This window comes from Streptomyces sp. NPDC030165 (genome assembly GCF_055573595.1).
In genome coordinates this window covers 48,607-61,195 of sequence record NZ_JBVIBD010000035.1, presented here as the reverse complement: position 1 = coordinate 61,195, position 12,589 = coordinate 48,607, and the positions used below count along the sequence as shown (strand labels likewise).

The 12,589-nt window shown below is 69.0% G+C and carries 17 protein-coding genes; 14 read left to right on the top strand and 3 right to left on the bottom strand.

The features are described from left to right. The first annotated feature begins 129 nt into the window (after nucleotides 1–129). From ACZ4Z1_RS38905 to ACZ4Z1_RS38885, 5 genes are all read left to right on the top strand, one after another. Nucleotides 130–402 carry a hypothetical protein gene (locus tag ACZ4Z1_RS38905; protein ID WP_468491419.1) on the top strand — a complete coding sequence of 91 codons (273 nt, stop codon included), beginning with the start codon at nucleotides 130–132 and terminating at the stop codon, nucleotides 400–402. Continuing rightward, the gene (locus tag ACZ4Z1_RS38900; RefSeq protein ID WP_468491418.1) at nucleotides 399–854 is read left to right on the top strand and encodes a type II toxin-antitoxin system VapC family toxin; all 456 of its coding nucleotides are present in this window, start codon (nucleotides 399–401) and stop codon (nucleotides 852–854) included. The genes ACZ4Z1_RS38905 and ACZ4Z1_RS38900 overlap by 4 nt, the downstream gene beginning before the upstream one ends. A gap of 186 nt (nucleotides 855–1,040) precedes the next feature. Continuing rightward, nucleotides 1,041–1,355: a type VII secretion target gene (locus ACZ4Z1_RS38895; RefSeq protein WP_468491417.1), complete on the top strand. Its 315-nt coding sequence runs from the start codon at nucleotides 1,041–1,043 to the stop codon at nucleotides 1,353–1,355. Nucleotides 1,356–1,360: 5 nt separating this feature from the next. Further along, nucleotides 1,361–2,488, top strand: coding sequence for a WXG100 family type VII secretion target (locus ACZ4Z1_RS38890; RefSeq protein ID WP_468491416.1), 1,128 nt, complete (start codon nucleotides 1,361–1,363; stop codon nucleotides 2,486–2,488). Between the two features lie 95 nt (nucleotides 2,489–2,583). Next, nucleotides 2,584–3,129 (top strand): hypothetical protein, encoded by a 546-nt coding sequence (locus tag ACZ4Z1_RS38885; RefSeq protein ID WP_468491415.1) that lies wholly within the window; start codon nucleotides 2,584–2,586, stop codon nucleotides 3,127–3,129. A 351-nt stretch (nucleotides 3,130–3,480) separates the two neighbouring features. Here ACZ4Z1_RS38885 and ACZ4Z1_RS38880 read toward each other — a convergent pair whose 3' ends face one another. Then, nucleotides 3,481–3,840 (bottom strand): hypothetical protein, encoded by a 360-nt coding sequence (locus tag ACZ4Z1_RS38880; protein ID WP_468491414.1) that lies wholly within the window; start codon nucleotides 3,838–3,840, stop codon nucleotides 3,481–3,483. 272 nt (nucleotides 3,841–4,112) lie between these two features. Here ACZ4Z1_RS38880 and ACZ4Z1_RS38875 point away from each other — a divergent pair, with 272 nt between their 5' ends. Together ACZ4Z1_RS38875 and ACZ4Z1_RS38870 are read left to right on the top strand one after the other, a co-directional pair. After that, a complete protein-coding gene (locus ACZ4Z1_RS38875) occupies nucleotides 4,113–4,418 on the top strand; it encodes a hypothetical protein (RefSeq protein WP_398486898.1) in 306 nt (101 codons plus the stop codon). Next, a complete protein-coding gene (locus ACZ4Z1_RS38870) occupies nucleotides 4,408–4,728 on the top strand; it encodes a hypothetical protein (RefSeq protein WP_468491413.1) in 321 nt (106 codons plus the stop codon). The genes ACZ4Z1_RS38875 and ACZ4Z1_RS38870 overlap by 11 nt, the downstream gene beginning before the upstream one ends. 235 nt (nucleotides 4,729–4,963) lie before the next feature. Here the strand turns inward: ACZ4Z1_RS38870 and ACZ4Z1_RS38865 are convergent, their stop codons facing one another. Together ACZ4Z1_RS38865 and ACZ4Z1_RS38860 are read right to left on the bottom strand one after the other, a co-directional pair. Continuing rightward, on the bottom strand, nucleotides 4,964–5,158 hold the full coding sequence (locus tag ACZ4Z1_RS38865; protein WP_468491412.1) for a hypothetical protein: 195 nt from the start codon (nucleotides 5,156–5,158) through the stop codon (nucleotides 4,964–4,966). Nucleotides 5,159–5,343: 185 nt separating this feature from the next. Further along, entirely contained in the window at nucleotides 5,344–6,012 is a 669-nt protein-coding gene (locus tag ACZ4Z1_RS38860; RefSeq protein WP_468491411.1) for an HNH endonuclease family protein, read from the bottom strand. Nucleotides 6,013–6,250: 238 nt separating this feature from the next. Here ACZ4Z1_RS38860 and ACZ4Z1_RS38855 point away from each other — a divergent pair, with 238 nt between their 5' ends. The 7 genes from ACZ4Z1_RS38855 (at nucleotide 6,251) to ACZ4Z1_RS38825 (ending at nucleotide 12,518) form a co-directional block, all read left to right on the top strand. Beyond that, nucleotides 6,251–6,949 carry an HNH endonuclease family protein gene (locus ACZ4Z1_RS38855; protein WP_468491410.1) on the top strand — a complete coding sequence of 233 codons (699 nt, stop codon included), beginning with the start codon at nucleotides 6,251–6,253 and terminating at the stop codon, nucleotides 6,947–6,949. Between the two features lie 150 nt (nucleotides 6,950–7,099). Continuing rightward, on the top strand, nucleotides 7,100–7,180 hold the full coding sequence (locus ACZ4Z1_RS38850; protein ID WP_468491420.1) for a TetR family transcriptional regulator: 81 nt from the start codon (nucleotides 7,100–7,102) through the stop codon (nucleotides 7,178–7,180). A gap of 329 nt (nucleotides 7,181–7,509) precedes the next feature. Next, nucleotides 7,510–8,070 (top strand): hypothetical protein, encoded by a 561-nt coding sequence (locus ACZ4Z1_RS38845; RefSeq protein ID WP_468491409.1) that lies wholly within the window; start codon nucleotides 7,510–7,512, stop codon nucleotides 8,068–8,070. Between the two features lie 509 nt (nucleotides 8,071–8,579). Beyond that, the gene (locus tag ACZ4Z1_RS38840; RefSeq protein ID WP_468491408.1) at nucleotides 8,580–10,046 is read left to right on the top strand and encodes a hypothetical protein; all 1,467 of its coding nucleotides are present in this window, start codon (nucleotides 8,580–8,582) and stop codon (nucleotides 10,044–10,046) included. Nucleotides 10,047–10,157: 111 nt separating this feature from the next. Next, nucleotides 10,158–10,778, top strand: a complete 621-nt coding sequence (locus tag ACZ4Z1_RS38835) for a zinc finger domain-containing protein (protein ID WP_468491407.1) — start codon at nucleotides 10,158–10,160, stop codon at nucleotides 10,776–10,778. Between the two features lie 198 nt (nucleotides 10,779–10,976). Beyond that, a complete protein-coding gene (locus tag ACZ4Z1_RS38830) occupies nucleotides 10,977–11,975 on the top strand; it encodes a hypothetical protein (RefSeq protein WP_468491406.1) in 999 nt (332 codons plus the stop codon). A gap of 267 nt (nucleotides 11,976–12,242) precedes the next feature. Next, nucleotides 12,243–12,518: a hypothetical protein gene (locus tag ACZ4Z1_RS38825; RefSeq protein WP_468491405.1), complete on the top strand. Its 276-nt coding sequence runs from the start codon at nucleotides 12,243–12,245 to the stop codon at nucleotides 12,516–12,518. The last annotated feature ends 71 nt before the right edge of the window (nucleotides 12,519–12,589 follow it).

The window sequence follows — 12,589 nt, the reverse complement described above, 5'->3', positions numbered from 1 at the left end:
GTGACACCCCCCCAGGCCATGTGTTCGACAGGGGGAGACAGTCATGCCAACTCCGGAGGCCGGGCGCCCCATTGCGGGGCCACCAAGAAGGTAATGGGGGAGCGGGTGACGACGTCAGGAGGTGCTGTGATGAGCGACCAGCCGCCGCCGAAGCTGCCGCCCGAGGACGGGCCCAGCATCACCGCGCACGTCACAGCCACGGGCGCCACCGCGGACTACCTGCGCCAGCTGGCAGCGGTCACCGGCCAGTCCCCGGAGACGGTCACCATCCAGTGGGCCGCCGGCCAGGTCGTCGTCCCCGACACGGCACTCGGAGACGACCCGGCCGTACCCGACTGGCCCGTGCTGTTCGACGGCCCACCGGACCTGTCCGAACACACCCACGCGTACCTACACCGGTGACCGCTCCGCCAGCGTTCGCCGTGGCCGACACCTCGGTCCTGCTCGCGGTGTTCAACGCTCGGGACCGTAACCATCGCGCCGCCCGCGAAGTGCTGGGCATGCCCCGCACGCTGGTCATCTCCCCGCTGTGCCTGGCCGAACTGGACTACCTGCTGACCCGGCAGGCCAGCGAGCGGGCCGCGCTCGGCGCGGTACGCCATCTGACCGCCCTGGCCCGCCTCGGCCGCACACAGATCGCCGACGTGGACGGCGACCTGCTCGCCGAAGCCGAAGCCCTAATGACCACCTACGAGGGCCACGCCCTCGGCCTGGCCGACACCGTCAACGCCGCCCTGGCCTGGCGCCTGCGCCGCCCCCTGATCCTCACCTTCGACCGGCACTACTCGGATGTGACCGCACCACGCCGCAAAGGCGAACAGCCCCTCGACGTCGCACCGCCACGCCACCTATAAGGCCAACGTTCCGGAGCCTCCGGCTGCGCCACCTCTCAGTAAGGTGGCGCAGTTTGCCGCCCCATTGCTACCTGCTTTCCGAGAATTGAACCGCCTTGTCGCGATCTTGATGGGTACACCGGCACGCAGGCGACCTGCCGCCCTTAGCATGCCTGAAGTAATCAGGTCCGTCGCGGGGAGCCGACCATGACAAAAGAACACTTCGCCGTACACCCGGAAAAACTCCGGTCCCTGTCCGAGGCATTCACGCGGACAGGTGCCCGACTGGAAGAGCAGCTCACGCTTTTCGCCGGCAAGGCGGAGAACGTGGATGATGCGTTCGGTGTGCTCAGTGAATCCACCGAAGCGCTGCAGAAGTACGTCGAAATGACGCAGGCCACGGTCGTCAGCCTGCAGCAGCTGCGTCGGCAACTTGCCGGATACGCAGGCGGCCTCAACCACTCCGCGGCTGCTTACGAGCAAGCCGAAGCGCGGCACGCGTCCGCCTTCCAGGGGGCGTGACGGCCGTGGCCGAAGAACAGCAGCACATTGAAAAGAGTTTCAACATTCTCAAGCCCGGCGGCAATCCCGAGGTACTGCGTAAATGTGCCGCTGCGTGGCGGGAAATGGCCCAGGATCTGCGGGCTGTCGGTGCCGACTTGAACCGCCAGGTGGAAGACCTGGACAAAGCCGACTGGGATGGCCAGGCGGCGGAAGGATTCCGCGCCCACTGGACACACACGAAAGAGCAGATCGATCATGCACTGCCCGACTTCCACCAGGTGGCGAAGGAATTGGAGCAGGCGGCCAACCACATCGAGGACACCAACAAGCAGATCGAGCACGTCCTTGAGGAACTGGCCGTCACCGCGGCCGTGGGCATCGGTCTGACCGTCGTCACGGCAGGGTTCTCCGACCTGGTGGCCGCCGGGAGCGCGGCAGCGGAAGTCGCTGAGGCAGGTGTTGTCGTCGCACGGCTCGGCAGGGTCCTCAAGCAGGTCGAGTCGGCTCTGGAGGCTCTTCGAAGGGTGATGCAGTCCAGCAAGCTCCTGAAATTCGGCGTGGAGTTCGCGACGAACACCGCGGGAAACTTCACGGGCAACGTGCTGGGCCAGGCTTTCACCGGCCAGGAGATCACCTGGGGCCAGGACTTCCAGGACGCGGCGGTGGCCGGCGGGGTGGGCACCGTGGTGGGAGCGGGCGGCCGGGCACTGGGCACCAAGCTGCCCGGTGCGCTGGGCGATGTCGTCGGAGGCAGAGGGCTCGCGGGCAGGGCGGTCACCGGCGCTGTCACCAGCGGGGCGGGCCAGACGGCCGCCGACGCGGTCGACATCGCCGACGGGAACGCGGGCGGCAAGACGAGCGACAGCATCATCCCCGACCTGATCACCAGCGCCCTTGGCGGTGCGGCGGGTGGCGCGGCGGTGCACGGTGGCGATACCTGGTACGACCGTGGCGGACCTGGCGGCGGCGGGCGGCACCGGGACCCCGAGACCGGGCCCACCTTCGGCCCTGGCCGGGAAGCCGCCGCCAACGGCGTGGTGTACGGAGATGCCAATGCCAACGAGACCGACCGTACCGCCGACCACCCGGACAGCCCGTTCGACAAGCCTCGTTCCAAGCTGACCGACCCGGACGGCGCATACAAGGAGTGAGGAGACAGCCAAGAATGTGGCGGTTCCGAAAAAGCCTCCGCAGATACCGCGAGGATCCCGACTGGCATTACCGCGAGCGAGAATCCCGCGACTGGGTGAAACATTTCGGCGCCCCCGGCCACCCCTTCGGCCCGCGCGGCAACCACGTCAAGCACATCCTCGAAGGACACATAAGGAGCTACGCGGCAACGCTCTTCCACCTGGCCGCCGTACACAAAGGCGGCCGGCACGCCACCGACGTCAGCATGTACTCCGTGGCAGTACTGGCCCTGCCCACCGCGCTGCCCGCCACCGTCCTCTCCCCAACCAGCCTCGTCCGCCGCCTGGCCGCACCGCCCCTCCCACCCCGAGCCGGCACCCCCGTAGACCTCTCACCCACCCACCGCCCCCGAATGACCGCATGCTCAACCGACCCCGCCTTCGCCGGTCTGATCCTCACCGAGCACGTCATCCGGACAGCGGCGGACACCAAGATGGGCTGGCGCCTGCACGAAGCCCACATCATCGGCTGGATCCAGGAACGCAAACCGTACGAGCGCATCATCGGGCTCGCGGAAGCCTTGGCGGATGTCGTCGAGGAGTTTCCGGAAGCAGTGTGGGGCTGGGGCCGCCCTACACCCGGATGCCCATCGGCACACTGACATCTCCGGGTTGTCGGCCGAGCGTGTAGCCGCCCTGCGGCCCGAGGCGAACCGGGCCGAGAACGCGGCCCGCGACGCCCGTGAGGAGGGCCTCCGCGATCAGGGGCTGCTGGTGGCGGCAGGTCCGATCCAGCTACGTACGCCTGCCCCTCGTTCGGACAGACGTTCCGCTACCGCGGCCGCTCCGCCTGACAATGCCAGTCGTGGTGCTGGCATGACGCCACTGCCCCGGCCACACCGGCTGCCCGGCCTGTGCCACACGATGACCACCGCCGCTGCGATCAACCACTGCGTAACGGTGCTGCAGAAAGTGCCGCACCGGTCCCGGCTGGCTTCCCCGGACGGCAGCGGCTACCGCTCGTGGACCGGGCAGCCTGCGGAGAAGAAGCAGCAGGAATCCTCGATCAGGTCCAGGTGCCTCCGGTAGACCTCGTCCCACCCGGCCGCGTCATAGGGCTCAATGATCACTGGCTGCTCGGCGGCCATGCCCCGCTCTGCCGTCGTGATGTAGGGGAAACGGTGCCGGAACGCGACGGTACGCGGGTCCGTCCACGGCGCGAAGGCCACCGAGGGATTCACCCACAAGCGGGCGACGCCACCCACGTCTCCCTCCAGCGCCAGGAACTCGTACTCGACGAGCCAGGCCACCGCCTTCCGCAGGCGGGCCACGGGGACACTCCATTCCTCGGCCCAATGCGCGAACTCGAACATGACCGGACCGTCGCCCGCCGGCCCCGAGATAAAGCCGAAGTCGCATGTACAAGTGCTCACGTCCGCACAACGCCCCGCCCACAGCACGGATGCCGCGGCGAGCGAAGCTCCACCCGGACGGAGGCGCGCGCCGATGACCAGCGGGGCGTTTCCCGTGAAAGCGGAGCGGTCACCGTCAGCCTCGGCTCGTGTGAACTTTCCGCTTCCTGCATCGCCGCTCGCGCAACCCGGCCGCCGGACGGCAAACTCGACACCGTCGGAAGGATGAGTTCATGAGTGCACAGCCGGTACACCACGGCGACGGAGGGCCGCCGCCGCTGCCCCGTACCCAGAACGCGGTGGCCGCGGCCCTGCCGCCGGCCGACCGTATGGAGTTCTACCGTGAGATGGGCGAGGCCGATGAGACCGAGCTGCTGGGCGTGCTGCGCCGCTGGTGGCTGCGGGCCCGTCTGTACGCCGATCCGCTGCCGGACGATGTCCGTACGGCCGTCGAGGCCGGCACCGCCCCCGGCCGCGCGGCCGGCGCCGCGCTGCGCCAGGCCGCCGCCGACCGCGAGGCGAGCACCGGTGAGCGATGAGACTGCCGCCCCCGGAGAGGAGGACGGCGAGGACCGTATCCGGCTCTCGCCCGCCGTGCTGCCGCTGCTGGGCCCGGCCGTGTCGGCGAGCGTGTTCTCGGCGGCAGCCAACCTGCTGGCCGAACTGCGCGCCACACCCGTACCGCCCCTGGCCCAGCCCGTCCCGGGTCGGCCGGGCTGGTACTCGGCACCACTGGCCCGGGACATCGGTCTCGCCGAGTACCACGTCGGCGATACCGAGCCGGGCGCGGACGGCCCCACCATCTATGTCGCCCGCATCGTGATCTCGGATGACTGGCCGGACTTCTGAGCCGCCGCCCGCATCCTGACCGCCGGGCCCGGGAAGCCGTCACCGAAGACCAGGCCGCACCTGCGAGCGGGCCGCCCGCGGTGCCGTACGCCACCTGACCGCCCTGGCCCGCCTCGGCCGCGCACAGATCGCACAACTCGGCGACTGCGTCACCGAGGTCGACACCCGCAGGCAGGGCGCCGTACTGATCCCGGAAAAGTTTCTGAGAAGCTGTGTCATATCCCCGTTTCGAGCTCTAGGCAGGCTCCACCCAGACATCGAAGTCCAGGCCGCCGATCTCCACCTTCAGACCGACGTCACCCCGGTACTCGCGGATCTCTTCGACGCGGGTGACGAGGGGGTGAGTTGCCAGCAGCTCCATGACCAGGGCTCGAACCCCGGTGCAGCTCGGCCCCTTGGTCGATGTGATCTCTAGGTCCTCGGCATCCACGTGCAGCCTCCAGCCTCGCCAGCCGTTGTGTCCGTTCTTGCCAAGGATGGCCGGAGACGTGGGTGCCGGGGGATATGACACAGCTTCTGACCGAACTCGTCAGCTGACCCGGTACCGGAAGCGGTCCTTCGCGTCACGAAGGACCGCTTCCCCGGCCAGCGACCGCCGGCCGGGGGCAACCGCCCCTACACGCGCTGGTACTCGACGTGGGTGTGGCCGCAGCCCGCGGCCAGACGGCGCAGGGCATCCCGCTCGGCACGGTCGACGGTCAGCGACCATCGGAGCTTGGTGCTGACCCAGTCGGCGGCGTACGTACAGCGGGCATCGGCCAGCGGTGGGAGCCAGGTCGACGGGTCCTGATCGGCCTTGGACCGGTTGGTCTTCGCGGTGACCGCCACCAGCGACCGGTCGGCGCCGAGATCGTTGGCGTACGCTTCGCGGCGCGCCGCGGTCCACTGCGATGCCCCGGAGTCCCAGGCCTCCGCGAGCGGCACCATGTGATCGATGTCCAGGCCCTTGGGGTCCGTCACGGTCACCCCGTCGTAGTACGAGAACCAGCGACCGGAGAGGATCTTGCACTTCGGGCCGATCTCGGGACGCTCCCGGGATTCGGCGATCAGCACTTCGGCGCGGGTGTTGCAGCTGTCGTGGTCGGTGTCGACCCAGTGCTTGAACGAAGTGCGCTGGTAGCCGGTGCGGGACTCGGCGGACAGCGGGAGCGTTTCGATGCCGTCGTGCAGGCTCGCGTACCGGGTGGGCGCGTCGTGCTCGTCGGCCTGGGCCGGGGAGGCGGCGGTCAGGGGCAGCAGGGCGAGGGCGGCGCCGGCGAGGGCGCGCGCAGTCATCTTGATCACCGAATCTGGATACCGGCTCGCCAGCCGGCATACGGCGGGATCGGCCCGCGACGACCCGCACGGGTGACGGCGTGGCCTCACTTCTCTTCCAGCGGCTGAGGGCGGGCGGGCGCGGACAGCTCTCGAAGGGGGGCCGAGTGCCACGGTGCGCCCGCAGGCAGCGGTTCGGCGCGGTGTCACCGGTGGGTAGATTCACCACCTGACGTCGATTCAGTTTCACCTGGACCGGGAGCCGAATTTGCACCCCCTCCGCCGCGCCGCGGCCTTCGCCTGCCCTGTTCTGCTGCTGTCCGTGGCGGCCTGCTCCGCCGGTTCACCCCGTACGGACTCCAGGCCTCCGAAGCAGGCCCCGGCCCCGTCGGCGCCGGGCGGGCTGGCGCTGGCCAAGGCCATCGACCAGCTCAAGGTCGCCCGCGAGAACCGCCGCGGCTACACCCGCGATGCGTTCAAACTGTGGGTCGACGCCGACCACAATGGCTGCGACGCCCGCCAGGAGGTCCTCCTGTCGGAGGCGGTGAAGAAGCCCCGCCAGGGCAATGGCTGCAAGCTCACCGGTGGCCGGTGGACGTCGTACTACGACGGCAAGACCGTCAACGACCCATCGAAGCTGGACATCGACCACGTCGTACCGCTGGCTGAGGCGTGGGACTCGGGAGCGTCGAAGTGGCCGGCCAAACGCCGCGAGGCCTACGCCAACGACCTGGACGCCGAGCGCGGCCTGGTCGCGGTCAGCTCCGGGCCGAACCGCGCCAAGGGCGACAAGGACCCCGCCGAATGGCTCCCGCCCTCCAAGGCCGCGTACTGCACCTACACCAGCGACTGGGTCTCCACCAAGCTCCGCTGGAACCTGAGCGCCGACACCGCCGAGCGCGCCGCGCTGCGCAAGCTCGCCGCCGGCTGCCCGAAGACCACGGTGACCTTCACCCCGGCACCGTAGCCAGACGCACCCATCGGGCCTCCGTCGGGGCCCGGGGCATGCGTACCGGGGCGGGCGTTGCCGCTCAACTAAGGTGGCCGCCTCAACACGGAGGGGAAAACGTGCAGGACCGGGCAGTGGCCACACGGCGCACCATCCTGACCGCGGCCGGTGATCATCGAGCGCGGGTACGGAGGCGCGTCCATCTCGCAGATCAGCGCCCGGGCCGGCGTGGTGAAAGGTGCTCCATAAGCAGTCGCGCATTTCATCTCGTTCCGCCGTAACGCTGAGGCTGATGCTCCGACTGGTGGAAGCGTTCAGGTTTTCGCGTTCCCGGGGTGCAGGCATTTCGTTGGGGCGGGCAGACCAGATGACGTCGGGAGGCGAAGACGGTGGGCCGGAGAAAGCCGGGCAAGCAGCGTCGGCCGCGGCAGGCGGCGTCCTACAGTCTGCACCAGTTGCAGCCGCCGGGGGACCTGTACGCGGAGTGGATTCGGGTACCGGCGGACATGGATTTGAGTCACGTGCGGGTGGATCCGCGGCTGGACGAGGAATCTCGCGACTTTATGGAGAGACTTGTAGTGATCGCACCCCACTACGGTGGCGAGGCGCCGATGGCTGCCATTGTCCTCGACTCCGCTATCGACGTCGGCCATCTCGGAGTTCTGGAAGGACCCGATGGGGGCCACATCTTGCCCCTGCAGCAAGCCGCTGAATTCATGGGGGCCGACTCCAATGCCATGCGGGACAGCATGCATCGCCTGCACGCCCACGGTGCCTTCCTCGTGGAGGAGTACGAGGACAAACCTTTCATCCGTTTCGTCGCCAAGCGGCCCGACCGCCCGGGCGATCAGTGGCTGTTCGTCGGTGACGAAGCGGCCGCCAACCTTCCTCGGGTATGCCTTCCTCGAGGCGCCTCCGAGGCTCTTACGGCCGAGGAGCTCTCGGCACTGATGTATATGCGAGCCAAGCAGGCGGAGCTGGAGCGCCCGGATCCGGAGGAGTACGGGGCCTTCGACGGCGTCGGCGGCACCGAGCACGCGAAGGAACTGTTCGCCGCGGTCGAGGCGACAGGATGGGCGGACCAGCGAGGCTGTGAGGCCTGCCCTGCAGGCCACCTCTGCACGAAATCGGGCACATAGACAAAAGACGCCGCGAAACCTTCGGCAGCGCCTTCGCTGGCCGACCGTGCGGTTCTGCCGTTTCATCCGGTCGGCGCTGGGTGCGTCCGGTTTCGAACGCGTGGCGTATCGCTCAAAAGGACGGTCTCTGCCGGCCTGGCGGCGTGGTCCCCCGGGCCAGGGGGACACTGACCCGATGCTGTACGCCGCGCACACGTACGAAAGGCGACGAAGCAGTGGCGACAGCGACGGGCGGGCCCGGGCGGCGATGGATCGTGCGTCTTGATCCCTACGGTCGTCCTGCGGCGGGCGTGGTCGTCATCAGCTGCAAGGGCAACGGCTCCTGCCCACCGGACCCGACACGTTTCCGAGACCTGACACTGGCCCGGATCAGGGCGCGGGAACATGTGGGGCGGCACATCGCCGAGACGGGCCTGCCACGGCCAGATGCCAGGTGCCGTTGCCGCTGGGACCAGTGCTCCTGGCACGAGTCCAGCCGCCTGTCCCGGTGCAGCGGCCCCACGGCCCTCGTGCTGATCTTCGACCGCTTCGACCGCGTATGGATTCTCGCGGAGACCTGCGCGGCATGCGCTGAGGCCATCCCCCGAGCCAAGGTGCTGAGCGGTGGCCGCACCCCGCCGCCCGCTGTCCCTCCGCCTGCCGCGGCAGAACCGGCTCGGGTCGTCCCCAGCGCCCGGCCCAAGATCTCGGACGGCGAGCGTGCCCGCAACTGCCCGGTGTGCGCGGCCGCCGCACACGCTCCCCAGAGTGGCGCCGAGGAGGACGCCGGAGACAACTTCGCTGGCGCCCCGCAGCGGGGAAGCACACCGGCCGTCTTCGGCGAGTACGCCATGGATGTCCTGGAGTACCTCGACCACGCGGGCGTGGGCACCAGTCCCGAATCCCGCGTCGCCGCACTGATGTGTGCCCTGCGCGCCCGGCCGGGTGGCCACTTCATACTGGCCTATGAGGACCTGGGCGAGCAGCGGTGGGACCTTCCCGACGCGGCACTCACCGAACTCATCGGCAGCGGCTGGCTGGATGCATCCTTGGACCAGATCCGGTCGGCAGCCCGCCCCGGACCCGCTCCTGGAGCCGTCCAGTGCCGCATCCCCGACCTGGACCAGGGCACCAGCCGAATGGGGCTTCCCACGAGCGCCCGGCCCCGCTGCAACGGATGGGCTCAGCGCCTGTTCGTCCACCCGCTGCTCGCGGGCCAGACGGCGGGCGTGCGGCTGGGGGCCTTCTACATCACCGCGAACTGCAAGGAGACCGGGCGCGGACAGATCCGCCCCCGGGAGATGGCGGCCTTGTGCTGCTACACCTCCCACGCCTTGGCCGTCCCGGTCATGCGCCGGCTGCTCCGTGCAGGCTGGCTGACCCGATGCGAACCAGCTGCCCGACCCAGCGCCCCGGTCAGCGTCCTGGTCTCCCAACGCGTCCGGGAGTTCGTACCCGGCGCGGTACGTGCCACGCAGGCCTCGCGGAGCCCAATGCCTGCCCCCATCAACTTGAGCGGTCGTGAATACGCCGTAGCGCGTTGGGTCGACGAGTACGTAACCCGGCACGGCCACGGCCCTCGCATCAGAGACCTGATCGCCTCCCAGTGTCTCGAAAACCCCGAGGCTCCCTGGGACGAGGCGCAGATGTGGCGGGCCGCCCGCGAGCTCGCCGATACCGGGTGGCTCCGGCTGGACGGAAACCGGTGGTACCGCATCCGGCCCGGCGCGAGTTACGAGCGCCGCCTGGCCCGCCGACGGAGCATCGGCCAGCAGCCGGGCACGCCTCCCCGAGGCGCCCCGGCCTCACCGCACCACAGCACGTCCCTCAGAGCACCTTGCTCCAGCTCTTCCGACACTGCTTGCCTCGACATGCCAGCCCAAGCAGCACATCAGCCACGGGCTGCCAGAGCGGCAAGCGAGGACGACGAGAGCCGTCTCAGCGGCCTGTGGCTGATCCCGGGAGCCGAAGCCGTCCTCGGCCCGCGGCCCGAATGACCAGGCCCTCGTGCCACGGCCACGCCTGCGCCACCAGGCGCCCATACGCAGAACGCTCGGAACGTGAGAAGGGGTCGATCCCACCGGAGCGGCCACGGAAATGAGGAACGTGTGAGCCGAGCTGTATTGCCTGCCATCCGGGAACGGGCACGCGCCCGCACCTGCCCGGACTGCCGCGCCATGCCAGGGCACAAATGCACGCCCGACCGAGCCGGCCGCTCTCAGCTGCACCGAGGCCGCATCCGCGATGCCGAGCAAGCCTTGGCACCGCTGCCGCCGCGCCAGATCCTGCCGCCCGACGCAGAAAAGGACCGCAACCTCCTGGAACTGGATCCCCACTCCTCTGACACCTTGGTGCTTTCGATGCACCGGGCCGTGAGCCGGGAACTGGCCCGCTCTCCCTACGAGGCCGCTGCGCTGACGTGGCTGGCTCTGCAACTGGCGGGGAATTCCCGGCCCGAGGGGCCGTTGGACATCAGAAACTGGATTCTGGGCGTCATTCTCACGCCACTCGACTACCTGACATCCGAAGAGGTCCTCGAAGCCATCGACCGGCTCGATAGGCGCGGATTCATCGAGCGGCTCGATTCCCAAAGCGTGTGGATCAACCCCGCAGCCGTCCACGTCATTGAGCGACGAGAACTGCCCGCCCGGCTCCTGATGAGCTGGAACGCCGACAAGGCCAGATGGAAGGGCAACACGCTTCCTCCGTCACCAGATCACCTGGCCTGATCCCGCGTAACCTTATCCATTGCCCTCCGTTTATGAATCGACAACGGAACGTAATCCTGTGGAGTGGTGGGCATGGGCAGGAAGTCACGGCAAAAGCGGACGATCAGACGTGCCCAGGAGGAGCAGCAGCATTCGGCGGCATGGCGGGCCGTCACCTGCGAAAGCGCAGCACTACCGATGCCATTTCTTCCCGGCTCCATGGGACTGGGCAGTGGGCTCCTGGAGTCGCCGTGGGAGGAGTTCACCAACACCTACGCGTCGGTCACCGACGCGCTCTCGGCGGCGGAGGCGGCTGGCGGGGCCCTGTCGTGCTTCTCCTTCGACGACTCCGGCGAATACGAGCGCAGCCTGCGCCACGGCCCGGACGGGTGGCGGTACGAGGTAGCGCTGTATCCGCGAGGGTCCCTGCGGGAGCTGGTGAAAACGAGTTGGCTGGACGCCAGCGACCAGATCCAGGCCGCAGAACAGCTGCGCCGTGCCCTGGCCGCGTACGTGCCCAAGGACCTGCGCCATCCGGGGCTGGAGACCGTGCAACGGCCGTCGACGACGAGCATGCCGCGCATCGGCTGGGCACAGAACCTGGCGGCGGCCGGGATGCAGACGTGGGAGGACGTGCGCCTGGCGGAGAAGGAGATGCCCCTGTTCGACCTGGCGCCGCTCGCCGACGGCACCGGCGAAATCTGTATGGTGCTGCCCGAGGAAACCTTCGCCCTGTTCCGTGCGCACGGCCTGTCCGCCCGCGAGTGCGCCGGCTGTGGAGCGCCGGTGACCGACCGGCACCCGCACTGGCCGGGAGTGCTGGTCAGCGTGGAGAACGAGTTCGGTCCGGTGTGCGACCGCTCCCGCCTTGGGGACGAGTCCCTGCAGCGGGTCGGCCACGTCCTCGATGCCGCTCAGGCCCGCCCGGCCGGGAAGCTGACCGGCAGTGAACAAAAGATCCAGTGCCAGCACTGCGACGTGCACGTCACCGAGCAGCACCCCGACTGGCCAGGGGTGTGGACCGAGGCCGGCGGATACAGCAGTCCGGTCTGCGCCGTGGTCGGCTCCGGCTGCGACGATGACCAGTCGTACGACTTGGTCGACTGCGTCTACCCGCACATCCCGGTCGGTGCTGGCAGCCCGGCCGCCGCTGCCATCACCACCGCGAAGAAGGGCGGCTACTTCTTCCAGCCGACCCTGCCGAGCTGGGTGCAGTAGCCCGGAGAAGACATCGGGGAGCCGCAGGTTGCCGGAAGACGTGAGGCCAGGTGGCCCGGGGCATGACCGGGGACCCGGCCTCGCGCCTGTCCGAGGTTGTCGGTGTTGGACACCAAGCCCCGAAGATCTTGGAGCCGTTCCGGGAAACCGATATGGACCAGCCGCGGTGCTGGGATTGCGTGGCCGGGCTGATCCCGCTTCCGTCGGTGCCGCTGCTTCTGGGACAATCACACGGTGCACGTACCACCCGTCGACCCAGGGACTGACATGGCTTCCGAGGACCCCATCGCTCACAACGAGCTGGAGGCGCTCAGCCGCCGTACCGTGGCCGTTGAGGACCGGGTCGAAGCCCTGCAGGTGCAGTCCGGCGGAAACTTCGCCGCGGTCATCGAGGGCCAGGCGGCGCTGCGCCGAGAGGTCCGCGAGGGCTTCACCGCGATGAACGTCCGCATTGATGCCCTCACCGACGAGGTACGCGCCGGCAACGCCCAGATCATCGAGCTGCTCTCCCGCCTGGTGGGCAAGGATCCCAGCGCGAGCTGAAACTCCGGCCGACGGACCGGAGCTGTTCCGAGGCCCGGCAGGTTGCCCATCACGAAGCCGATGCTGCCTGC